Origin of the sequence: Labrys sp. (in: a-proteobacteria), assembly GCF_047605565.1 — a bacterium.
GTDB lineage: Bacteria > Pseudomonadota > Alphaproteobacteria > Rhizobiales > Labraceae > Labrys > Labrys neptuniae.
On sequence record NZ_JASGFM010000001.1, the window covers coordinates 386,877 to 408,755 of the forward strand.

A 21,879-nucleotide genomic window follows, 5' to 3' on the forward strand; every position below is an offset into this window, starting at 1 on the left:
GTCGATCCCATGAGTGAAGCCCTCAGCACGCCCTCTCCCCGGGAAAGCAAGATTGTGTCGATCGCCGCGCTGCTCATGCTCGAAGCCGCATTGGTGATCTCATGGAGCGCCGGGTTCGTCGGCATCCGGTTTGCGATCGATCATGCCCCGATCTTCCTGATCCTGCTGTGGCGCAGCCTGGTCTCCGGCCTGGTCCTGCTGCCCTTCGCGCTCACTATTGGACCATCGCTGCGCTGGAAGGATGTCCTGCCGCAGATATGGTTCGGCGCGCTGGCGATGTCCGGCTACCTTGCCGGCTTCGCTTTGGCGATCGTCTTCGGCGTGCCGACCGGCCTCGTCGCCTTGATTGCCGACATGCTGCCCCTGGCCGTGGCCATCCTGTCCTGGCCGGTGCTGGGGCAGGCCTTGAGTGCGCGCCAGTGGCTTGGTTCATTCCTCGGCCTGGCAGGCGTCCTGATCGCCTCGGGCTGGTCTTTAGACATGGGTCATGTCCCGCTTTGGGCCTATGGCCTGCCCGTACTCGGCACGCTGTCGCTGGCCCTGGCGACCTTGCTGCAGAAGCGCAGCCCCGCCGGCGCCATGCCCGTGCATCAGAGCCTGTGCATCCAGTGCCTGTCCGCTTCGGCGATCTTCGCCCTGTTCGCCTGGCATGAGGGCGGCGTCCTGCCCGTTCTCGACAGGGGTTTTATCGGCGGCATCCTCTGGCTGGTCTTCGTGGCGACCTTCGGCGCCTGGAGCCTCTATTATATCGCCCTGCGCAAATCCTCACCCACCCGCGTCACCTCGGTGCTGTATCTCAGCCCCCCAGTGACGATGATCTGGGCCTGGCTGATGTTCGGTGAGCCGCTGTCCTGGGCCATGGCGGTGGGCCTGGTGGTTTCCCTGGCGGGGATCGTCATCGTCGCGCGGTCACCGGCCGTCGTAGCGGGCCGTACCCGCAATCCCTGAGCGGTGCATCATTTGATCAGCCAGGCGAAGGCCCTGGCGAGGAAAGCCTGGCCGTCCCCTGTTACGGGCTCGCCATGCGCCATCAGCACCTTCTCGGTCGGCCACGCCAGGATGTGCCTGATCGCCTCGCGCGCGGCTGGCCGGTTCACGAAGGCCATGCGGAACTTGCGGGGCACCGATGGCTCGGGGGCGACCATGAGGTCGAGTTTCGCCACCACTGCCCGCCAGCCCTCGAACCAGGCGGCGTCGAAATGCTGGATGAGATCGGTGAACAGCGTCGTCCGGCTCGGGCGATGGAAGAACACCGCCTCGGTGGTGATCAGATTGCCCGGCACGAGGACATGGTCGAGGTCATCGGCCCAGGCCGGGATGGGCGCCTCGCCGAGATCGAGGTCAAAGCGGATCTCCTTGCGCTTGGCCCTGAGGCCGGGCGGCGCATAGACGCTGGCGCCGGGATAGGCGCGCTGCCAATCGCCCAGAAAGAGGTGATGAAGCGAATTGGGCGGCACCAGGCAGCGCACCGCGCCCAGTGCGTCGACCTGCGCCCGCAGATCCTGCGACAAGGCGATCGGGGACCAGGCGAGGAGATCACCGCCGGATAGCCGGATGATGGCCATGCGGGTGGGGTAGTGAAAGCCGGCCACCGAGGTGGTCGGGCCATCCGCAATCCAGATCTCGTCGCCGAAATTCTTCAGCATTGCCGATCTTCCCGCGGTCTGCCGGGTTCCGTTCGATCGCCTGCTCAGGACGCCGTAATGCGTCGGTGTACGCCGTCGAGGCTCTCGGCGAAAGCCTCGAAGAGCTTGCGATCGGTCAGCTCGCGCAGGACCTGTTCGTTGATGCCGCCACGTGTCGCATATTCCTGTGCCAGATGCATGAAATCGGCGTCGGGCGCCGCCTCCGGCGCCTGCGCCAAGGCCCTGAACAGAGCAGTGACATAGCCGCGCGCCGTCGGATCGGCAACGCCATGGCCCTGCAGCCAGCCGTGAAGGGTGTCGAGATATTTGAAATAGGTGGCGAATGTCGCGGTGGCGACGCTCAGCGCATCGAACTCGGTAGCATCCTTCACCGCAAAGGCCTTGCCGAACCGGCCGAAGAAGGCCACGACGTCGGGATCGGGCGGATAGATGATCGTCGGCCCCTGCCTTTGGGCGACCATCGGCATCGGCAGTGCCTTGGTGACGCGCTCGGCGGGAGAGACCAGGGCGACGATCTCTTCGAGAGACAGGGTGGCGATCAGGCTGATGATGCGATGGTCCGGGCGAAACCGCAGGCCCGGCAGCACGTCATGGGCGATCTGCGGCCGGACGGCCAGCATGATCGTGTCGCAGGCATCGAGAACGGCCTGGTTGTCGGCCGCGATCCGAACATCGGCAAAGCGCGATGCGAGGTCGGCGGCAATAGCTTCGTTGCGCGGCGACAGCACAACCGGCACGTCGTTGTCGGCCACCGATTTGAGGCCGGTCACGATCGCCGATGTCAGCGCACCCGTCCCGATGAAGCCGAGTTTCATGGCGCGGCCTGTGCCGTCATCTGCCGGGCGATACGGCTATCCTCGTTCATGCGCGCGACCAGAGCCTCTATCGAGCTGAATTTCTGCTCGCCGCGGATATAGCCGACAAAGGCGACCTCGATTTCCTTGCCATAGAGATCGCCGGCATAGTCGAACACGAAGGTTTCCAGCAAAGGCGGGCCATTGTCGAAGGTCGGGCGGCGGCCGAAACTGGCGACACCGGCATGCACGATGCCGTCGATCACCGCACGCACGGCGTAGATGCCGAGGGCGAGGCCGCATTGCGGATCGAGCGCCATGTTCGCCGTGGGAAAGCCGAGTTCGCGGCCGCGCTTCTCGCCGTGGACGACGGTGCCCAGCACTGACCATTCATGGCCGAGCAGGCGATTGGCGCGCGTGATGTCGCCCGCCGCCAGGGCGCGGCGAATGGCCGAGGAGGACACGGCCTCGCCGCTCTCGCGCGTCGGTGCCACGATGGCGATGTCGAGGCCAAGCGCACGGCCATGCTGCACCAGGAATTCGGGTGTGCCGCGGCGGTCCTTGCCGAAATGAAAATCATAGCCGACCGCAACGGCATGGGCGCCGAGTCGCCGCACCACGAGTTCCTCCAGGAATTCCTCCGCCGTCATGCCGGCAAGCGCCCGGTCGAAGGTGAGGGTGACCAGCGCGTCGAGGCCGGCCTTTTGCAGGAGGCGGGCCTTCAAGGCAGGCGGCGTCAGCCGGAACAGGGGCTCGTCCGGCCGGAACAGGCTGCGCGGATGCGGCTCGAAGCTGAGGGCGACGGCCGGGCGCGACCGATGATGCGGTCCCGGCTGCGAGCCCCTGGCGAGAGCCTCGGCCGCATCGATCACCGCCAGGTGACCGCGATGCACGCCGTCGAAATTGCCGATCGCGATGGCGGCACCGGCAAGATGGGCGGGCAGGGTGACGGGATCGAGAAACTGCTCGAAGGCCATGATGTCTACCAGATCAGCCGCGGCATGACCGCGTCGGGAATGACGCCCTTGTCGGCAAGGAAGGCAGAAAGCGCCTCGGGGTCGACGCCGTCGCCCTCATGGCCGGCCTCGAGGGCATGGATACCGCCGGAGATGAACAGCGCGCCGCACCCGATGGCGGCCGCGCCGGCGAGATCGGTTCGCACCGAATCGCCGATGGCCAGGGTCCGCTCGGAGGATGTCGGCTTGCCGCGGAGCGAGGCGGCTGTCTCGAAGGCCGCGTCGTAGATCGGCTTGTAGGGCTTGCCGCAGATGGCCACCTCGCCGCCGATGGCGCGATAGGCTTCTGCCAGAGCCCCGGCGCAATAGATGATGGTGCCGCCGCGATCGACGATGAGGTCGGGATTGGCGCAGATCATCGGTACGTCGCGCGCCTTGAAGCCGGCCAGCATGTCCCTGTAGGTCTCCGGCGTCTCCGTGGTGTCGTCGAACAGGCCGGTGCAGACGACCACTTCGGCCTCCTCGGGCGTATCGGCGAAGCGGATGCCGAGGCCGTCATAGAGCGGCCGGTCGCGATCGGGGCCGAGATGGAAGACCTTTTTTGCCGCCACGGCGGCGATCTGTGCCCGTGTCACGTCCCCCGACGTGACGATGGCGTCCCAGCATTCGCGCGGGAGGCCGAGCCGGTCGAGCTGCGGCATCACCGACTGGGCCGGCCGCGGCGCGTTGGAGACCAGCACCGCAACGCCGCCCTGCCGGCGATAGGCGATGAGGGCGTCGGCAACACCGTCGAACACCCTGTGGCCGTTGTGGATGACGCCCCAGATATCGCAGAAGATCAGGTCATAGGCGCTGGCAATCTCGCGAAAGCCATGGATGAGACGGGGCGAGGAAGCCAAGGCGGGGCCTTTCCGGTCGAAGGGGGTAAGCGGTGCGGGACGGTGGTGCCCTTCACATAAGCCCTCAACGCCGGGCTGGGAAGAGACAAGGGAGCGGGGGCGTCGAAAGGGGCCGGAAAGAGCGCCACCGCCTTCTCCCCTTGCGGGAGAAGGTGTCCTGAAGGGACGGATGAGGGGAGATACGCAACCTGGTCGGGAAATCGCTGCACCCCTCATCCCCCTGCCGGGACCTCTAGCCAACTCCTTCGGAGTTGGCGACACCCGCAAGGGGAGAAGGAACCTGACTTATCCCCGCTCCAGCAGCTCGCCCAATTTCCGTTTCAGTTCCTCCTTTGCCGGCCTGGCGAGGCGGAAGACCACGCTGGAGCGGGCGAAATCGAGGGCACGGATGCTGCCGACATTGGGACGGATCAGGATGTCGGGACGATAATGGGCCGCCTTGGCATCGACGATCGCCGCCTGCATGATCTGCAGGGCCCCGAACATCGCCTCGAAGGTGCCGGGCATGTCGGTTTCGGCGGCGATGGTCGCGGCGCCCGAGACGTCGATGCCGACGAGAATGTCGGCCTTGCCGGTGAGGTGGTCGAGCGGCAGCGGGTTGACGGTGGCACCATCGACCAGCACCTGGCCGTCGATGCGCACCGGCCTGAAGGCGCCGGGGATCGCCATGGAGGCAGCGACGGCCTGGCGCAGCGGGCCGGCCGTGAAGGCCCGCTCACGGCGGCCATAATAGTCGGTGGCCACGATGGTGAGCGGGATGGCAAGATCGGCAAAGGCCTGGGGCACGGCCTCGGGCAGGAAGGCGTCGCAAAAGACCTCGGCATCGATCATCACCGGATTGCCGAGGCCGGAAAACAGGTCTGCCAGCCGCCCGCTGCGCGCTGCCATCAGCTTGTTGCGCATGCCGCGCCGATCGGCGAGCATGGCCAGCGTATAGGCATGGAGCTCGGCAGCCGAGAGGCCGGCGGCATAGGCAGCGGCATAGATCGCCCCCATCGAGGTGCCGGCCATGGCAACCGGCCGGATGCCGAGCTCGTCGAAGACTTCCAGCATCGGGATGTGGGCGAGGCCGCGTGCCCCGCCGCCGCCAAGGGCCAAGGCCACGGTCTTGCTCGAACGCGTGGCTGCCGGCGTCATGGCTCAGGCCTTGCCGATGGCACGCCAGCCGATGTCGCGGCGGCTGAAGCCTTCGGGCCAGTCGACGAGATCGACGGCCTCATAGGCCCGCTTCTGTGCCTCCGCGACAGTCTTGCCGCTGGCGGTGATGCCGAGCACGCGCCCGCCATTGGCAAGGATATGGTCGCCCGAGCGTTTGGTGCCGGCATGAAAGACCAACACGTCGTCGAGCGAAGCCGCCTTGGCGAGATCCCGGATTTCCGAGCCGCGCTGGAAACTGCCGGGATAGCCCTTGGTCGCCATCACCACGCAGAGCGCCGCATCGTTCTTCCAGCGCAGCGAGATGGTGGAGAGCAAGCCGTCGGCCGAGGCGATCAGGGCCGGCAACAGGTCCGAGCGCAGCCGCGGCATCAGCACCTGCGTTTCCGGATCGCCGAAGCGGACGTTGTACTCGATCAGCTCAGGGCTATCCTTGGTGATCATCAGGCCGGCGAAGAGCACGCCCTTGAACGGCGTGCCGCGGGCGGCCATGGCCCGCACGGTAGGGCGAATGATGGTTTCCATCACACGCTCTTCCATCTCCGGCGTCATGATGGGGGCCGGCGAATAGGCGCCCATGCCGCCGGTATTCGGGCCCTTGTCGCCATCGAAGACGCGCTTGTGGTCCTGCGCGGAGATGAGGGGAAGGGCGGTGGTGCCGTCGCACAGGGCGAAGAAGCTCGCCTCTTCGCCCTCCAGGAACTGTTCCACCACCACTTCGTGGCCGGCCTCGCCGACGCTGCCGGCGAAGATGGCCTCGACGGCAGCAAGGGCATCGTCCAGCGTCATCGCCACCACCACGCCCTTGCCGGCGGCCAGGCCATCGGCCTTGATCACGATCGGCGCGCCCTGTTCCTGGACATAGGCGCGCGCAGCAACAGCATCGGTAAAGCGCCGATAGGCGGCGGTCGGGATGGAAAATTCCTGGCACAGATCCTTGGTGTAGCCCTTGGAGCCTTCGAGCTGGGCGGCGGCCTTGCTGGGGCCGAAGGCCTTGATGCCGGCCGCGGCGAGATCGTCGACCAGGCCGGCGACCAGCGGTGCCTCGGGACCCACCACCACGAAGTCGATCTCGTTCTCGCGGCAGAAGGCGATCACCGCCTGATGGTCGGTCGGGTCGAGGGCGGCGCAGATGGCACACTCTTCCATGCCGGGATTGCCCGGCGCGGCATAGAGCCTCTCGCAGAGCGGGCTCGCCGATATCGCCCAGGCCAGGGCATGTTCGCGCCCGCCCGATCCGATCAGAAGAATGTTCATCGTCACCGCCTGCAGAAATTCCGTTGGCCGGACCTTTGCCCGATCAAGGGGCAGGATGCAATGTCGAAGCGCGTGGCGGGGAGGGCGGACATCTTGTCCGCTCTTGGAAACGCCGCGAAAATGCGGACAAGATGTCCGCGCTCCAAGGGCCGCCGCCCTCAGCCGATGACGGTGTCCACCACCCACCAGCCAGGCCGACGCTCTGCAATCGCCTGTCTTGCTGCAACTGCCGCCTCGGCCGTTTCGAACAGGCCGAACACGGTGGCGCCCGAGCCCGACATGCGGGCGAGGCGGCAGGTGGGCTGGCCGCGCAAGACGGCGAGCGCCTCGCCGATGGCTGGGCGCAGCACAAGCGCCGCCGGTTCGAGATCGTTGCGTCCCCGATCGAGATGGCGGATCAGTGCCGTCGGGCTTTTCTCGCCTTCGATGGCCGCGGCCAGGGAAAGGTCGGGGGAAATGGCCGTCCCCGCGGGAAGGGCGAGGGTTCGGAAGACATCCGCTGTCGGCGTGGCAACACCCGGATTGAGCAGGACGGCGGGCAGAGGGGGCAGGGGAACCGGAGCTGACAGCGTTTCTCCTGCGTCGCGCATCCATCGACCCACCACTTGCAGGCAGACCGGCACGTCGGAGCCCGTGGCGCGGGCAGCGGCCAGGACTTTTTCGTCCGTTAACGGCAGCTCATTGGCGCGGGCGATGAGGCGCAGGGCAGCTGCGGCATCCGAGGAGCCGCCGCCGATGCCGGCTGCCGCCGGCAGGCGCTTGTCGAGCCGGAAATGCCCGAGTGTGAGGCCATCATGCCTCTCGGCGAGCGCCTTGGCTGCCTTGAGTACGAGATTGTCGGCGACCGCGCCGGCCTCCTTCGCGCGAGAACCATAGACTTCCAGGGAGAGGCCGGGGCCCGGCTCGAGACTGAGCTCGTCGGCGATATCGGCAAAGGCGACCAGGCTGTCGAGCAGATGAAAGCCGTCCGCTCGACGCCCCAGCACGGCCAAGGTCAGATTGACCTTGGCACGGGCTTTCTCGTTCAGCCACACAGGCGAGGCTCCCGCCCCGCCGGCCGCCGTGACGTCAGCCGCCATTGCTGTTGGACGGCGAGGCGGGCTTCACGGGTTCCGCCGGCTTGGGAGCATCGGCAGGTTTGGGAGCATCGGCGGGTTTAGGAGCATCGGCGGGTTTGGGCGCATCAGCAGGCTTAGCCGGATCGACGGGCTTGGGAGCCTCCACCGGCTTGGAGGTATCAGTCGGCTTGGAGGTATCAGCCGGCTTTGTTTCGCCTGCGGGCTGGGGATCATCAGCAGGCTTGGTTTGGTCAGCCGGCTTGGGGGCTTCCGTTGGCTTGTCGGCATCGGCCGGCTTTTCGGGCTGTGCATCCGGCGTCTTCGGTGCGTCGGCGGGCTTTGCCTCGTCCGCGGGCTTTGCCTCGTCCGCGGGCTTGGGCGCATCCGGAGACTTGGCCACGTCACTGGCCTTGCTGGCGTCGGCCGAGGCCGTGTCCCGCATGCCGTCCTTCAGCTTCTGCTCGATTTTGGCCTTCTCGTCCGGCTCGGGCTTGGCATCGAGAGCGTGGCGCCACTGGAAGGTCGCCTCCAGCTTGCGCCCGATCTTCCAATAGGCATCGCCGAGATGGTCGTTGATGGTGGGGTCGCTCGGCTTGAGAGAGACCGCGCGCTCGAGCTGCTCGACCGCCTCGTCATATTGGCCAAGCTTGTAATTGGCCCAGCCCAGGCTGTCGACGATATAGCCGTCATCCGGACGCTGATCGACGGCCTTCTTGATCATCTCCATGCCTTCCTGGAGATGCATGCCCTGGTCGATCCAGGAATAGCCCAGATAGTTCAGCACCGAGGGCTGATCGGGGAAGAGCTCCAGCGCCTTCTTGAAGTCGGCCTCGGCCTTGGGCCACTGCTTGATCCGCTCATAGGCGATACCGCGGTAATAGAAGGTGGCCCAGTCATTGCGGGTAGGCTTGCCGATCACGTCGACCGCCTGGGAGAACGCCACGGACGCCTCTTCCCAGCGCTTGCGCTGGTTGAAGATGCCGCCGAGCGAGATGATGGCGTCCAGATCCTGCGGATTGGCCGAAATGATCTTCTTCAGATGCGCCACGCCCTCATCGGTCTTGTCGAGCTCGTCCAGCGTGGTGGCAAGCTCGATTTCGGCGTTGCGCTTGAGTGGCGAGGAGGCGGGCACGCTCTTGAACAGGGTCTCGGCGGTCTGGGGCTGCTTGAGGTCGCTATAAAGTTCGGCGAGGCCGATCAGGGCTGTGGCATTGGCGGGCTCCAGATAGAGCGCCAGGCGATAGAACACCACGGCATAGTCGGCACCGCCCTGCTTGGCGATGCCGGCTGCGACCGAGACCAGGATATCGGCCGCACCCTGCTGGGCCGAGGTCACGGCCGGCCCGATGCGCTTGCCCGCCTTGATGTCGGCGATCAGTGCCGCGACGATCGGCTGGCGAGGCACCTTGGCCGAATAGGCTTCCAGCACCTTGAGCGCGTCGTCCTTCTTGCCGGCGCGCGCCAGTGCGCGGGCATAGGCGTCGACGATGGAGACGGCATTGGCATCGCGCTCATGGGCGTCCTTGAGCCGGGCGATCGCCTCATCGCGCATGCCGGCCATGTCGAGCATCATGCCGGTGGAGAAATTCTTGAAGGTGGAAAAGCCATCATTGGACGAAATGTCGTCGCTGGCCACCACGCCTTTCTTGGTCTGGCCGGCGCCTGCATAGGTCCAGGTCGAGATCAGGGGCGTCGCCAGCTGCAGGATAGGCTTGTCGAGCGTGAAGGCGAGTTCGTCGCGGGCCTTGGTATAGTCCCGCCCCTTCAACGCCCGGATGCCGAGCACGAGATGGGCGATCGGGTTCTTCTTGTCGATCGCCACCACGCGTCGGGCGAAGGTGACGGCCTTGTCCATCTCGCCCGAGGTCAGCAAGGCGATGAAGGTGCGGTTGGTCAACTCCTGCCGAGCCTGTTCGTCCTTGAACAGACCGCTGCTCAGCGCCTTGGCATAGAAGGAGGCCGCATTGTCGTCGTCACGCACATTGGCAGCCAGCCTGCCAGCCAACAGGCTGCCTGAAGCGGAAGTCGGCCTGAATGGACGTTCGAGCGCCTTGGCTGCCAGTGCCGGCGCTATCAGGGTCGTCGAGAGGGCGATCGCCAACAAGGCGGCGGAAAAAGACGTGCGGGAAGACAGGGGCACAGGGAAGAAAACTCCGAATCAGCCGGCCGCCTCGACACAGGCGACGCAGTCGCGAATTATTCGCCGCTACCATGGCTGCTTTGAGGCGAGGGAACAACCCACCCTCCGCGCTAATCTGCCGATTTTGCCGGGCCGTTTGGCCCATCTCCGGTCGGTCGCCGCCGGGCAGCAACCCTGGATAGCACCGGTGCCGGCAGGTATCGATCGCTCCTCCCGGAATGGCCCGGGATCGGTGCTTGACAAGCTGACGCTGGGATACGACCCCTTGGTGATGTCCGCTCCCGCCGCCTATGCGCCCCCCGTGCCCCATGTCGCTCGCGGGTCGGCTGCCTACCGTAAGATCAGTCTCGCTCTCTTCCTCGCCGGTTTCGGTACGTTCTCGCTGATCTATTGCGTGCAGCCCTTGCTGCCGTTGCTGGCCGAGGAATTCCATGTCGGTGCGGCGCAGAGTTCGTTCGCTCTCTCGCTGACCACCGGCGCGCTCGCCTTTGCAATCTTTGCGGCCGCCGCTGTTTCGGAGCGATTCGGTCGGCGCGAACTGATGTTCGCTTCAATCGGTCTTGCCAGCCTGCTCAATCTTGCCGTGGCTGTCACGCCGGGATGGCATGCCATCCTCGCCTTGCGTGCCGTTGAAGGGTTGGCCATTGGCGGTGTACCGGCCATCGCCATCGCCTATCTGGCCGAGGAGATCGAGCCCAATGGCCTGGGTTTTGCCATGGGGCTCTATATCGCCGGCACGGCGCTCGGCGGCATGGCGGGCCGGGTGCTGACCGGCATCCTCGCTGAATTCCTGACCTGGCGCCTTGCCCTGGCGATCGTCGGTCTCGGTGGCCTCGTCCTGGCCCTCGGCTTCGTCCTGCTCCTGCCGCCCTCGCGGCATTTCACGCCGCGCAAGGGTTTCGATCTTCGCTATCACCTCAGGGCATGGGCTTCGCATTTCGGCCGGGAGAGGCCCGGCGTTGTGCTGGCGAAGCCGCTCTTGTTCGCCATCGCCTTTTGCGGCTTCGGCAGTTTCGTGACCGTCTACAACTATGCCGGCTTCCGACTGATGGCGCCGCCCTTCGACCTCAGCCCGACGCAGACAGGCCTGATCTTCACCGTCTATCTGTTCGGCACCGTCTCTTCCTCGCTCGGCGGCATGGCGGCCGACCGGTTGGGGCGGGCGCCGGTGCTGATCGCCGGTCTCCTGACCATGGTTGCCGGTATCGGCCTCACGCTCTCCTCGAGCCTCGCCGGCATCATCGCCGGCATCGCCGTGCTGACGGCGGGCCAGTTCGCCTGCCATGCGGTGGCGAGCGGCTGGGTCGGCCGGCTGGGCGGTGCGAGCAAAGGCCATGCCGCCTCGCTCTACATGCTCGCTTATTATCTCGGCGCCAGCATCGTGGGCTCGAGCGGCGGCTGGTTCTGGACCGTCGGGGGGTGGCCGGCCGTGGTCGGCTTCACGCTGGTGCTGATCGTACTCGCCATCGCATGCGCGGTGCGGCTGATGCGCTCTGGAGGTTGATGGGGGAGCCGTCGGTTCGCAAGCACGCCTGCCTCGAGGCCGGATGCGCGAGACAGCGTCAGGCAAACAAAGGTGTCGACCCGTGCTCGATTGACGGCCATGTTCGGCACGATATGGACATGAGGCGAGCGGTTTTGCCGTCGCCATGTCGACGGCAGATCGAGCCGGGGGCGCCGGGGAGCGGGATCATGAACGCATATCGCCTGATGACCGTGGCTGCGGCGATGTCCCTGTGGCTGGCCGTGCCGGCGGCGGGGGCTCCGAAAGGCGGCTGCGCTTCGGATGACCCGGCCATCGCCATTCCGGCCTGCACCACCGCCATCAACCGCATTGCGGTGACGCCCGGCAGCCAGGCCACCGCCTATCTGCAGCGCGGGCGGGCCTATTACAGGAAGAAGCAGTATGGCCTGGCGATCAACGATCTCGGCGCCTCGATCCGGCATAACGACAAGAGTTATCTGGCCTATGTCTTCCGTGGCCTCAGCTATGCCGAGCTCGGCGACCACAATGCGGCGATCGACGATTACGACAAGGCCATCGCCATCAAGCCGGGATCGGCGGAAGTCTATTTCTACCGCGCCAATTCCCGCTCGGAGCAGGACGATATCGAAAATGCCATTGTCGACTATTCGCGTGCCGTCGATCTCGATCCGCGTATGGGGCCTGCTTTTGCCAATCGAGGCAATCTGCAGCAGCGGCTCGGCCGCCACGACAAGGCCGTCGCCGACTATACCAAGGCGATCGCGCTGAAGCAGGGGGTCTCGCTGGTCTACAGCAATCGCGCCAATTCCTATGTCAACCTCAAGCGCTACGACCTTGCCATGGCCGATTTCGACAAGGCGATCGCGGCCGATGGCGGCAATTTCAATGCCTATAACAACCGGGCGAATCTGCACTACGCCAAAGGCGAGATCGACGAGGCCATTGCCGATGTCAGCAGGGCGATCGCCCTGAATCCCGGCATGGCGGAGTTCCATTCGGGCCGTTGCGCGCTCTATCTGGCCAAGGGCGCGTTGCGGGAGGCCCTGGCGGATTGCGACACGGCCATCGCGGCGCGGCGTGACTATGCCGAGGCCTATCTCAATCGCGGACTGGCGCATTGGCGCCTCGAGGAGCGGGAAGCCGGCCTCTCCGACATGGAAATGGCCTTCTCGATCAATCCGAACCTGCCCAATGTCCAGCGCTATGTGACGGTGTTTCGTGCCTCGAAGGCGGTGCAGCAGGCCGAAGCCGGCAAGAAGGATGCGCCCGCCGCCTCCCAGAAGGCCGCTGCCGAAGGATCGCGGCGGGTTGCGCTGGTCATCGGCAATTCACGCTATGCGACCGTGTCGCAATTGCCCAATCCCAGGCGCGACGCCGACCTCGTCGCCGCGGCCCTGCGAACGGCCGGCGTGCAGGACGTCACGGTCGCCTACGATCTCGGTCGCGCCGGCCTGGTCGAGGCCCTGCGCTCCTTTTCCGCCAAGGCGGACGCCGCCGACTGGGCCATCCTCTATTATGCCGGCCACGGCATGGAGCTGACGGGGCAGAACTACCTCATTCCCGTCGATGCAAGGTTGCAGTCCGATCGCGATGTCCCTGATGAAACCGTCAGCCTGCAGCGCGTCCTGTCGGCGTTGAGCGGCGCGCGCCGTCTGAAGCTGGTGCTGCTGGATGCCTGCCGCAACAATCCCTTTGCCGCGCAGATGGCGATGACGGCCGCAACCCGCTCGGTGGGGCGCGGCCTTTCGCGGGTCGAGCCGTCGGGAGCGACGCTGGTGGTCTATTCGGCCAAGGAGGGCACGGTGGCCGAGGATGGCGACAGCCAGCACAGCGCCTTTGCCGAAGCCTTTGCCAGGCGGGTGGTGGAACCGGGGCTGGAGATCAACAAGGTGTTCCGCTTCGTGACCAGCGATGTGATGTCGCGCACCGCAAACCGGCAGGAGCCCTTCGTCTACGGCTCGCTGCCACCCGAGGATTTCATCTTCACCAGCGCGCAGAACCCGCCATCATCGGCAACGCCGTGACTCCGCCCGCGGCCTGCTGCGGGGCGAGGGCGGTTGGTGCTCAGGCCGCCTGATCGGGCCTCGCATCGGCGACGGGCAGGGGCTCGCCACCGATGAAGACGCGTTCGACCTCGAAATTCTCATCGAGAACCACGATGTCGGCACGCTTGCCCGGCGTCAGGCTGCCGACCTCGCCGGCAATGCCGGTAAGCTCGGCCGGCGTCAGCGAGGCCATGCGGATGATGGCCGGCAGATCCTGGCCGATGGCCTTCGCCATGGTCTTCACCATCCGGTCCATGCCATGCATCGAGCTCGCCAGGCTGCCGTCATCGCCCCGGACGGAATGGCCGTCGCTCCAGACCCAGCTGCCGTCTGCCTGCGATCCGAAGCGGTATTGGCCCGGCGGCATGTCCATGGCGCGGTTCGCATCGGTGACGAGACAGCAGCGCCGAGGCCCGATCAGGCGGAAGGCGAAGCGCAGGAGATCGTCCGAGAGGTGGATGCCGTCGGCGATCACCTCGGTGCTCATCGCCGGGTTGGCGAGGACATACTGCTCCATGCCGGCCTGCATCGGCGTGCCGAAGCGCTTGCGCAGGGAGGCGACCGAGCTCATGGCACACCAGAAATGGTCGACATGGCGCATGCCATGCGTGAAAGCCGCCTCGAGTTCATCCCAGCAGGCGTTGGAATGGCCGCAGGTGATGAAGCAGTCCCGTTCGCGGGCATGATCGAAGAAATCCAGGGCGCCGGGCAATTCGGAGGCGCAGGTGGCGATCTTGATGATTTCTCGGCCGAGGAAATATTCGTATTCCTCCCGCACCGGATCGCGCCGGCCTTCCGGTGCGTGGATGCCGACCTTGTCCGCCGCGAAATAGGGGCCGTAGAAGTGGATGCCGGCTATGCGGGCGCCGTCCGCGGGCGTCCACGAGGCCTGCACGTTTTCGCACGCTTTCACCATCGCATCGAGCTGGGCAAAGGATCCCGTCGTCGTGGTCGGAAAGATCGAGGTCGTGCCGTGCCGGGCATGGGCGATATTGGTCCGCCGCACGGCTTCCACCGTGCCGTCCATATAGTCGGCGCCGGCGCCGCCATGCACGTGGATGTCGACGAAACCCGGCGACAGGTAGCGGCCGCTGAAATCAAGCAGTCCTTTGCCTTCATGCTCGCGAGCATGAGGCTCGATCGTGGCGATCCGGCCGTCCACGCAGCGGATGACGGCGTCTTCGTGAATGGCGTCTTCGAGGATGACATTCCCCTTCAGGAGGAGCTCTTTCATGCTGGATCCATCGGCTGGTGCTGTGATAGGTGTTCATGTATCTACCGATATCGTCATAAACGTGCAATTGAGGAATCGTCATGCCGATCGAATCCACGCCTGACGAACGGCGGGCTTTCGTCCTGTCGCAGTTGGAGGCCAAGGGCAGGCTGTCGACGCAGGAGGTCTCGGCGCATTTCGAGGTATCCGAGGACACCATTCGGCGCGATTTCCGTGACATGGCGGCCGAAGGCCTGATCAAGCGCGTCCACGGCGCTGCCCTGCCGGTCTCGCCGGGAGGCTTGCCCTTCCAGGGGCGCTACAAGATCGCGGCGGCCTTGAAGACGCGCCTGGCCCGGGCGGCGGCTGGGCTCGTGCTGCCGGATCAGGTGGTCCTCATCGACGGCGGCACCACCAATCTCGAAGTGGCCAGACAGCTGCCGCGCGATCTGAGGGCGACCATCGTCACCAACAGTCCACTGGTGGCGACGGCCACGACCGAGCATCCGCATCTGGAGGTCATCCTGCTCGGCGGCGTCTTCGACAAGCGCAGCCAGATGGTCCTGGGTGCGCGCGTGCTCGACCAGCTTTACGCCATCAACGCCGATCTGTGCTTCATCGGCGTGCATGGCATTCATGAGGAATTCGGGTTGACTACCGCCGGCTATGACGAGGCTGCGATCAAGGCCGCGATGATCAAGGCCACTGCCGAGATCGTCGCGGTGGCGACCCCGGATAAGTTCGGTTCTGCGGCAGCACACCATTTCGCTGCGCTGTCGGCGATCGATACGCTCGTCACCGAAGATACGCCCCGCACCCGGGACCTGCTGGAGAAGACGGCCGTGAAGGCGCTCTATGCGTGAGGCGGTACTCGTGGGCGGGGTCTAAAGACCCGCCCCCATTTTTCCTCCGTCAGGCGGCCTGCTTTTTCGACTGGCGGAAGGCTGCGGCCGCCGCACCCAGGGCACCGATACCGGCACCGATCAGGGCGCAATTGATGAGGATGCCGACGAGATCGCTGCGATTGGCGGACGCAATCGCCTGGGCGGCCTGCTCGGCGCCGGCGCCGCCGATCCTCGTATCCATCATGGCGACCATGCCGGGCTCGTTGCATTTGGGCAGGAGCGTATATTTGGCCTCGTCGCTGTCGCCATAGACCTTCTCGATCGCCTGCTCGCAACGCAGCCTGTCGGCCGGAGAAACCCCGGCCGTGCCGAACTGCAGATAGAGGCCGACGCCCAGGAGAACGACCCCGAGGCTGGCGTAAAGAAGCGCCTTCACCCGTAGACGCTCCGCTTACATGTTCGGATAGTTCGGGCCGCCGCCGCCCTCCGGCGTCACCCAGTTGATGTTCTGGGCCGGATCCTTGATGTCGCAGGTCTTGCAGTGCACGCAGTTCTGCGCGTTGATCACGAAGCGCGGATCCTTTTTGGCCGCCTCGTCGCCATAGACCACTTCATAGACACCCGCCGGGCAATAGAGCCGGGCCGGTTCGCCATAGAGCGGCAGGTTCTTTTCGATCGGGACCTTGGGATCCTTCAACGTGAGATGGATCGGCTGGTCCTCCTCGTGATTGGTCGAGGACAGGAACACCGAGGAAAGCTTGTCGAAGGAGAGCTTGCCGTCCGGCTTGGGATAGTCGATCGGCTTGCTCTCGGCGATCGGCTTCAGGGTGGCATAGTCGGGCTTGCCATGTTTGAGGGTGCCGAACAGGGAGAAGCCGAGCTTCTCGTTGAGATGCATGTCGATGCCGCCGAGGATCACGCCGGCGAAGGTGCCGAGCTTGGACCATAGCGGCTTGACGTTGCGCACCTTGTAGAGGTCGCGGCCGATCTCGCTGGAGCGCCAGGCAGCCTCATAGGAGGCGGGCTCGTCATGCGAACGGCCCTCGGCCAGCGCCTTGGAAAGGTGCTCGGCCGCCAGCATGCCCGACAACACGGCATTGTGGCTGCCCTTGATGCGCGGCACGTTGACGAAGCCGGCTGCGCAACCGATCAGGGCGCCACCGGGGAAGGAGAGCTTGGGCACCGACTGGTAGCCGCCCTCGGTGATGGCGCGCGCGCCATAGGCGATCCGCTTGCCGCCCTCGAAGGTCGGGGCGATCAGCGGATGGTGCTTGAAGCGCTGGAACTCGTCGAACGGGGAGAGATAGGGGTTGGTGTAGTTGAGGTGGATGACGAAGCCCACCACCACCTGGTTGTTTTCGAGGTGATAGAGGAAGGAGCCGCCGCCCGTCTTCGAATCCAGCGGCCAGCCGAAGGAATGCTGCACCCGGCCCGGCACGTGCTTGGCCGGATCGATCTGCCAGAGTTCCTTGATGCCGATGCCGAATTTCTGGGGTTCGCGGCCATCGGCCAGATTGTACTTGGCGATCAGCGTCTTGGTCAGGCTGCCGCGGGCCCCCTCGGCGAAGAGGGTGTATTTGCCGTGCAGTTCCATGCCGCGGGTAAAGCCGGATTTGGGCTGGCCGTCGCGGCCGATGCCCATGTCGCCGGTGGCGATGCCCATCACCGCGCCCTTGTCGTCATAGAGCACTTCGGCGGCGGCAAAGCCCGGATAGATCTCGACACCGAGCGCTTCGGCCTGGACTGCCAGCCAGCGGCAGACATTGCCGAGCGAGCCGACGAAATTGCCGTGGTTCGACATCAGCTTGGGCATGCCGAAATTGGGCAGGCGCAGGGCGCCGGACGGGCCGAGATAATAGAACTGGTCCTCGGTGACCTCGGTCACCAGCGGGCGGTCCTCCGCCTCGCGCCATTCGGGCAGCAGCTTGTCGAGGCCGACCGGATCGATCACCGCGCCGGAGAGGATATGGGCGCCGACCTCCGAGCCCTTCTCCACCACCACCACGCTGGTTTCGGGATTGAGCTGCTTGAGATGGATCGCGGCCGCCAGACCGGCAGGTCCGGCGCCGACCACGACGACATCATATTCCATCGCCTCGCGGGGGCCGAGATCGGCACTGTCGGTCATCGAGTAGTCTCCGGTGGTTTGAAAGAGCTTGGAGTGATCGTGCTTTTTTCACGTTTTTGGAATGGGTGCAAACAATGCCGTGACGGTTTCCCAAACTAAGTAACCAATTGGTGCGTTAATGTCACGTTGGGCAGGGCCGTCGGTTCCATTCGCGGGCAGCAGGGTTCGGGATCACGGCATCTTCTCCCATTGCGGGGGGCGACATTTCGCCAGCATGGCCGGCAGCACACGAAAAGACGATATCGATCGCAACGATGCCCTTGATCCGTCACTGATTGTCATATTCTCCCGCAAAAGGCATGGAGGGGTTTCGCCGTTCTCCAAGAAGGCCGGTTCTGCGGCTCTATACTGATGCAGATGATGCTGTCTCTTGGGTTACCCTTTCCCATTGCCACGCGTGCTAGGTAGAGTAGGCTGTGTGCGGCTTGCGATCCGTCGGTATGGAGCATACGGGCATGGGCATTCTGGACTTCATCTCCAAGCAATTTATCGATGTCATCCAGTGGACGGCCGAGGAGCCGGGCCTGTTGGCCTACCGCTTCCCGATGTCCGGCATGGAAATCCAGAACGGCGCCCAGCTCGTGGTGCGCGAGACGCAGAAGGCGGCCTTCTTCAACGAAGGCAAGATCGCCGACATTTTCGGCCCCGGCACCTATACGCTCACCACCCAGACCCTGCCGGTGCTGACCTATCTGAAGAACTGGGACAAGTTCTTCGAATCGCCCTTCAAGTCGGACGTCTATTTCTTCGACACCAAGGACCAGATCGACCGCAAATGGGGCACCACCCAGCCCCTCACCATCCGCGACAAGGAATATGGCCCGATCCGCATCCGCGCCTTCGGGAATTATTCCTATGCGATCGGCGATGTCGGCGCGTTCTGGTCGCGGCTGGTCGGTACGGCCGAGCGCTGCACCTCCGAGATGATCGAGGGGCAGCTTCGCGGTGCCGTGCTCACGGCCATCGCCTCGACGCTCGGCCAGAGCAATGTCGCCTTCATCGACATGGCCGCCAACCAGGAGGCTTTCTCCCAGAAGCTGGCGGAAGCCATCCGCCCGGCGCTGCGTGACTATGGCATCGACGTCAAGAGCTTCTACGTCCAGAGCCTGTCGCTGCCGGAGGAACTCCAGCGTATCCTCGACAAGGCCAGTTCCATGAACATGCTGGGCGATCTCAATCGCTACGCCCAGTTCCAGACGGCCGAATCCATCCCGCTTGCCGCCGAGAATCCGGGCGGCCTGGCAGGAGCAGGGGCAGGGCTCGGCGCCGGCATGGCAATCGGCCAGGCCATGGCACAGGGCTTTGCCAATGCGGCGCCGGCGCAGGCTCCCTCGGCGCCGGCAGCGCCCCCGCAGCCGGCGGAGGATCCGATCCAGCTCCTCGAAAAACTCGGCGGGCTGCTGGCCAAGGGCATCCTTACCCAGCAGGAATTCGACGCCAAGAAGGCCGAACTGCTATCCCGGATCAAATAGACCGGACTTCGCCCTGCTCGCCGCGAAACTCTGCTTGGCCGAACAGGCCGGTCAATCCCGTGATCCATACGAGGCCCAATGCGTAAATTCGCCTGCCCTTCCTGCGGAGCGGATGTCGTGTTCCGGTCGGCGCAGTCGGTCTATGCCGTCTGTGCCTATTGCCAGTCCATGGTGGTGCGCACCGATGTCGACGTGACCTCGCTCGGGGTGATGGCGGCGCTGCCCGACGACATGAGCCCCCTCCAGCTCGGCACCGGCGGTGTGTTCGACGGCCAGTCCTTCACCGTCATCGGGCGCCTGAAGATCGGCTGGAGCGACGGGCTGTGGAACGAATGGCACATGCTGATGGATGACGGCCGGGAAGGCTGGATCGGCGAGGCTCAGGGGTTCTTCTCGGTGAGCCTGGAGGCGGAGGAGAACTCCTGGGGCGGCGTGCGCGAGGCGCTGGAGCGCTGCCGGCCGCTGCTGGAGGGGAACGAGACCGGTGCCGCCGGCATCAGGCCGGGTTTCTCGGTAACGATAAATGGCGTCCAGCTCAGGGCGGTCGACATCAAGCTGGCGACCTGCCTGGGCTCGGAAGGCGAACTGCCTTTCGCCGCACCCAAAGGGCGACGTACCGTGTCGATCGATTGCGTCGGTGCCGATGGCGAATTCGCCACGCTCGAACATGACGGCAAGGAGGCAAGTGCCTATCTCGGCCGTTATCTCGAATGGGACGCCTTGCGCTTCTCCAATCTCAGGCCGCTGGAGGGCTGGTGATGGACGAGCCTCTCGCGCCGCCAGCACCATCGCCGGCCGTACCCGCGCCAAGGCCGCCCGGCCGGCCACGAACCTTTGCCTGCCCCAATTGCGGTGGGGCGGTGACCTTGCGCGCCGTCGGCCAGTCGATCAGCGCCACCTGCAGCCAGTGTTCCTCGCTGATCGACGTCGCCGACGAGAATCTGCGCATCATCCAGAAGGCCCAGGCGGCGCTCGAGCCCTCGGAGGTTCCCATCGGTTCCCGCGGGCGGCTGCAGGACGTCGAGTGGGAGGTCGTCGGCTATATGCGCCGGAGCGATCGCACGGGATATTACGAATGGATCGAATATCTCTTGTTCAACCCCTATCGGGGCTATCGTTTCCTGGTCCGGGAGCAGGGCCACTGGACGCTGGTGAAGATGCTTACCCGCGACGTGCCGGGCGCGGGCAATACCATCGACCTTACGGTCGAGGGGCGGCGCTATGCCTTCTTCAGCAAGGGACAGGCGCTCACCAAATATGTCGCCGGCGAATTCTATTGGCGTGCTTCCACGGCGGACGTCACCGAGACGGCTGATTATATCGCCTCGCCTCACCGGCTGATGGTCGAGAGCAATGACGAGGAGATCATCGTCTCTGAAGGCGTCTATCTCGAACCCAGCCTGGTGGCCGAGGCCTTCAAGCTGCCGCTCGCGGACGAGCGCGACGGGCCCGGCGTCAACCAGCCCAACCCGCACCGGCGCTGGCTGAGGGTGCCGCTCGCAGCGCTCGGAGTGGCGACCTTGTTGCAGTTCGGCTCGCTCGCCCTCTCGCCCGGGCGTCAGGTCGCCTCGCAGACCTTCACCCTGACCTCCGCCGACAAGGGTAAGACCTTCGCCTCCGAACCTTTCCGCCTGGACGGCCGGGGTAATGTCGAGTTCGAGACCAGCGCCGAACTGAAAGACGATTGGCTGGAGCTCGACGTCGCCCTGGTCAATGTCGAGACCAACAGGAGCTATCATGCCTCCCAGGGGCTGGAGAACTACAGCAGCGGGCGGGTCACCGAGCGCACCAGCGAATTGCTGTCGCCGGTGCCGGCAGGCACCTACAAATTGCTGATCGACACCAATGCCGGCCTGTTCACCAAGGTGGCGGAGACCGTGCCGATGGTGGCGCGCGAGGATTACCTGCAGACCTGGTTGCGCAACAATGGCCAGGGCGGCAGCTTCCCCTCCTCGCAGCCCACCATTGCCCCTGCGCCCGCCAATCCTCTGCCTTCGGAGACATTCACCGTCACGGTCCGGCACGCCGTGCCGATCTGGTCGAACTATCTCGGTGCCGTCGGCCTCCTGGCTCTCGGCGCCGGCTTCGGCTTCTTCCGCGACCGGCGCTTCGAGCAGTCGCGCTGGGAGCAGGGCGGCATCGACGAGGAAGCGCCATCGGTGTCCGGCAACCTGGCGGCGGGCGGTTTCGTTGCCGCCGCCGGCAGCAGCAGCTCCGATTCCGGGACCGACAATTGGTGGTCGTCGAGCAGCGACGATGACGACGACAGCGGTGGTTCCTCATCGAGCGACGATTCCAGCAGCAGTTCCAGCAGCGAGGACACGTGAGCAGGATTCAGATGATCTTCGCCGGGGCCGTCGTGTTCGGCATGGCCCTCGGCAATTTCGGCGGTTATTCGCTGGCCAATATGTGGCACGCCAAGCAGACCACCAGTCGCGGCATCAGGAGCAGCGACGATGGCGGCTCCTTCGGCTGGTTCGGCGGCGGCAGAAGCTCCGGCGGTGGCGGCTATTCATATCATAAATAGGGGGCTTTCATGGATGTCTCTGGCCTGATCGAACTGAAATATGTGGTGGCCTCGCTGGTCTATTCCGGCATCGGCCTCATCGTCTTCGTCATCGCCTTCTGGCTGCTCGACCTGCTGACCCCGAAGGTGCAGGTGTGGAAGGAATTATGCGAGAAACGCAACACCGCGATGGCGATCTTCCTGGGTGCGGTGGCGCTCGGCATCGCAATCATCATCGCCTCGGCCATCCATGGCTGAGGGCGTCGATTCTCCTGGGAC

20 protein-coding genes are annotated in these 21,879 nt (G+C 65.2%); 9 read left to right on the forward strand and 11 right to left on the reverse strand.

The window, feature by feature from the left end; all coding sequences use genetic code 11:
* The first annotated feature begins 9 nt into the window (after positions 1 to 9).
* Entirely contained in the window at positions 10 to 948 is a 939-nt protein-coding gene (locus QM672_RS01850; protein ID WP_311933832.1) for a DMT family transporter, read from the forward strand.
* A gap of 8 nt (positions 949 to 956) precedes the next feature.
* Here the strand turns inward: QM672_RS01850 and QM672_RS01855 are convergent, their stop codons facing one another.
* The 8 genes from QM672_RS01855 to QM672_RS01890 all read right to left on the reverse strand — a co-directional run bounded on the left by QM672_RS01855 (position 957) and on the right by QM672_RS01890 (position 9,905).
* A complete protein-coding gene (locus tag QM672_RS01855) occupies positions 957 to 1,646 on the reverse strand; it encodes a DUF4336 domain-containing protein (protein WP_415080458.1) in 690 nt (229 codons plus the stop codon).
* Between the two features lie 44 nt (positions 1,647 to 1,690).
* Complete coding sequence (locus QM672_RS01860) at positions 1,691 to 2,461, reverse strand: pyrroline-5-carboxylate reductase (protein WP_311933829.1); 771 nt, start codon at positions 2,459 to 2,461, stop codon at positions 1,691 to 1,693.
* Positions 2,458 to 3,417, reverse strand: coding sequence for a bifunctional riboflavin kinase/FAD synthetase (locus QM672_RS01865; RefSeq protein WP_367624240.1), 960 nt, complete (start codon positions 3,415 to 3,417; stop codon positions 2,458 to 2,460). The genes QM672_RS01860 and QM672_RS01865 overlap by 4 nt, the downstream gene beginning before the upstream one ends.
* 5 nt (positions 3,418 to 3,422) lie before the next feature.
* On the reverse strand, positions 3,423 to 4,295 hold the full coding sequence (locus QM672_RS01870; protein WP_311933826.1) for a TIGR01459 family HAD-type hydrolase: 873 nt from the start codon (positions 4,293 to 4,295) through the stop codon (positions 3,423 to 3,425).
* 285 nt (positions 4,296 to 4,580) lie between these two features.
* Entirely contained in the window at positions 4,581 to 5,432 is an 852-nt protein-coding gene (locus QM672_RS01875) for a patatin-like phospholipase family protein (protein ID WP_415080459.1), read from the reverse strand.
* A gap of 3 nt (positions 5,433 to 5,435) precedes the next feature.
* Positions 5,436 to 6,707: a phosphoribosylamine--glycine ligase gene (gene purD, locus QM672_RS01880; protein WP_415080460.1), complete on the reverse strand. Its 1,272-nt coding sequence runs from the start codon at positions 6,705 to 6,707 to the stop codon at positions 5,436 to 5,438.
* Positions 6,708 to 6,865: 158 nt separating this feature from the next.
* Positions 6,866 to 7,786, reverse strand: coding sequence for a 4-(cytidine 5'-diphospho)-2-C-methyl-D-erythritol kinase (locus QM672_RS01885; protein ID WP_367624237.1), 921 nt, complete (start codon positions 7,784 to 7,786; stop codon positions 6,866 to 6,868).
* The gene (locus QM672_RS01890) at positions 7,776 to 9,905 is read right to left on the reverse strand and encodes a tetratricopeptide repeat protein (protein WP_415080461.1); all 2,130 of its coding nucleotides are present in this window, start codon (positions 9,903 to 9,905) and stop codon (positions 7,776 to 7,778) included. Before QM672_RS01890 ends, QM672_RS01885 begins: the two co-directional genes overlap by 11 nt.
* 187 nt (positions 9,906 to 10,092) lie before the next feature.
* Between QM672_RS01890 and QM672_RS01895 the strand changes: the two genes are divergently transcribed.
* The gene (locus tag QM672_RS01895) at positions 10,093 to 11,409 is read left to right on the forward strand and encodes an MFS transporter (protein WP_415080462.1); all 1,317 of its coding nucleotides are present in this window, start codon (positions 10,093 to 10,095) and stop codon (positions 11,407 to 11,409) included.
* Between the two features lie 188 nt (positions 11,410 to 11,597).
* Positions 11,598 to 13,415 (forward strand): tetratricopeptide repeat protein, encoded by a 1,818-nt coding sequence (locus QM672_RS01900; protein WP_415080463.1) that lies wholly within the window; start codon positions 11,598 to 11,600, stop codon positions 13,413 to 13,415.
* A gap of 40 nt (positions 13,416 to 13,455) precedes the next feature.
* Here the strand turns inward: QM672_RS01900 and QM672_RS01905 are convergent, their stop codons facing one another.
* Positions 13,456 to 14,670 (reverse strand): N-acetylglucosamine-6-phosphate deacetylase, encoded by a 1,215-nt coding sequence (locus QM672_RS01905; protein ID WP_415080464.1) that lies wholly within the window; start codon positions 14,668 to 14,670, stop codon positions 13,456 to 13,458.
* 80 nt (positions 14,671 to 14,750) lie between these two features.
* Here QM672_RS01905 and QM672_RS01910 point away from each other — a divergent pair, with 80 nt between their 5' ends.
* Complete coding sequence (locus QM672_RS01910) at positions 14,751 to 15,512, forward strand: DeoR/GlpR family DNA-binding transcription regulator (protein ID WP_311933813.1); 762 nt, start codon at positions 14,751 to 14,753, stop codon at positions 15,510 to 15,512.
* Positions 15,513 to 15,561: 49 nt separating this feature from the next.
* On the opposite strand, the gene QM672_RS01915 is transcribed toward QM672_RS01910, so the two are convergent.
* Positions 15,562 to 15,930 carry a hypothetical protein gene (locus tag QM672_RS01915; protein WP_311933811.1) on the reverse strand — a complete coding sequence of 123 codons (369 nt, stop codon included), beginning with the start codon at positions 15,928 to 15,930 and terminating at the stop codon, positions 15,562 to 15,564.
* 15 nt (positions 15,931 to 15,945) lie between these two features.
* The gene (locus QM672_RS01920; RefSeq protein WP_311933809.1) at positions 15,946 to 17,622 is read right to left on the reverse strand and encodes an electron transfer flavoprotein-ubiquinone oxidoreductase; all 1,677 of its coding nucleotides are present in this window, start codon (positions 17,620 to 17,622) and stop codon (positions 15,946 to 15,948) included.
* 455 nt (positions 17,623 to 18,077) lie between these two features.
* Between QM672_RS01920 and QM672_RS01925 the strand changes: the two genes are divergently transcribed.
* The 5 genes from QM672_RS01925 to QM672_RS01945 all read left to right on the forward strand — a co-directional run bounded on the left by QM672_RS01925 (position 18,078) and on the right by QM672_RS01945 (position 21,858).
* The gene (locus QM672_RS01925) at positions 18,078 to 19,094 is read left to right on the forward strand and encodes an SPFH domain-containing protein (RefSeq protein WP_311933808.1); all 1,017 of its coding nucleotides are present in this window, start codon (positions 18,078 to 18,080) and stop codon (positions 19,092 to 19,094) included.
* A gap of 78 nt (positions 19,095 to 19,172) precedes the next feature.
* On the forward strand, positions 19,173 to 19,853 hold the full coding sequence (locus tag QM672_RS01930; RefSeq protein ID WP_415080465.1) for a DUF4178 domain-containing protein: 681 nt from the start codon (positions 19,173 to 19,175) through the stop codon (positions 19,851 to 19,853).
* On the forward strand, positions 19,853 to 21,421 hold the full coding sequence (locus tag QM672_RS01935) for a DUF4178 domain-containing protein (RefSeq protein ID WP_415080466.1): 1,569 nt from the start codon (positions 19,853 to 19,855) through the stop codon (positions 21,419 to 21,421). The genes QM672_RS01930 and QM672_RS01935 overlap by 1 nt, the downstream gene beginning before the upstream one ends.
* Complete coding sequence (locus QM672_RS01940; protein WP_311933804.1) at positions 21,418 to 21,621, forward strand: hypothetical protein; 204 nt, start codon at positions 21,418 to 21,420, stop codon at positions 21,619 to 21,621. Before QM672_RS01935 ends, QM672_RS01940 begins: the two co-directional genes overlap by 4 nt.
* Positions 21,622 to 21,630: 9 nt before the next feature.
* A complete protein-coding gene (locus QM672_RS01945; protein WP_311933802.1) occupies positions 21,631 to 21,858 on the forward strand; it encodes a DUF350 domain-containing protein in 228 nt (75 codons plus the stop codon).
* The last annotated feature ends 21 nt before the right edge of the window (positions 21,859 to 21,879 follow it).

Bases quoted from the DNA above. Each gene is read 5' to 3' on its own strand.
- QM672_RS01905 (WP_415080464.1), bottom strand. From the start codon at position 14,670: ATGAAAGAGCTCCTCCTGAAGGGGAATGTCATCCTCGAAGACGCCATT.
- QM672_RS01865 (WP_367624240.1), bottom strand. From the start codon at position 3,417: ATGGCCTTCGAGCAGTTTCTCGATCCCGTCACCCTGCCCGCCCATCTT.
- QM672_RS01855 (WP_415080458.1), bottom strand. From the start codon at position 1,646: ATGCTGAAGAATTTCGGCGACGAGATCTGGATTGCGGATGGCCCGACC.
- QM672_RS01930 (WP_415080465.1), top strand. From the start codon at position 19,173: ATGCGTAAATTCGCCTGCCCTTCCTGCGGAGCGGATGTCGTGTTCCGG.
- QM672_RS01875 (WP_415080459.1), bottom strand. From the start codon at position 5,432: ATGACGCCGGCAGCCACGCGTTCGAGCAAGACCGTGGCCTTGGCCCTT.
- QM672_RS01920 (WP_311933809.1), bottom strand. From the start codon at position 17,622: ATGACCGACAGTGCCGATCTCGGCCCCCGCGAGGCGATGGAATATGAT.
- QM672_RS01925 (WP_311933808.1), top strand. From the start codon at position 18,078: ATGGGCATTCTGGACTTCATCTCCAAGCAATTTATCGATGTCATCCAG.
- purD (WP_415080460.1), bottom strand. From the start codon at position 6,707: ATGAACATTCTTCTGATCGGATCGGGCGGGCGCGAACATGCCCTGGCC.
- QM672_RS01885 (WP_367624237.1), bottom strand. From the start codon at position 7,786: ATGGCGGCTGACGTCACGGCGGCCGGCGGGGCGGGAGCCTCGCCTGTG.
- QM672_RS01860 (WP_311933829.1), bottom strand. From the start codon at position 2,461: ATGAAACTCGGCTTCATCGGGACGGGTGCGCTGACATCGGCGATCGTG.
- QM672_RS01910 (WP_311933813.1), top strand. From the start codon at position 14,751: ATGCCGATCGAATCCACGCCTGACGAACGGCGGGCTTTCGTCCTGTCG.
- QM672_RS01935 (WP_415080466.1), top strand. From the start codon at position 19,853: ATGGACGAGCCTCTCGCGCCGCCAGCACCATCGCCGGCCGTACCCGCG.
- QM672_RS01945 (WP_311933802.1), top strand. From the start codon at position 21,631: ATGGATGTCTCTGGCCTGATCGAACTGAAATATGTGGTGGCCTCGCTG.
- QM672_RS01900 (WP_415080463.1), top strand. From the start codon at position 11,598: ATGAACGCATATCGCCTGATGACCGTGGCTGCGGCGATGTCCCTGTGG.
- QM672_RS01850 (WP_311933832.1), top strand. From the start codon at position 10: ATGAGTGAAGCCCTCAGCACGCCCTCTCCCCGGGAAAGCAAGATTGTG.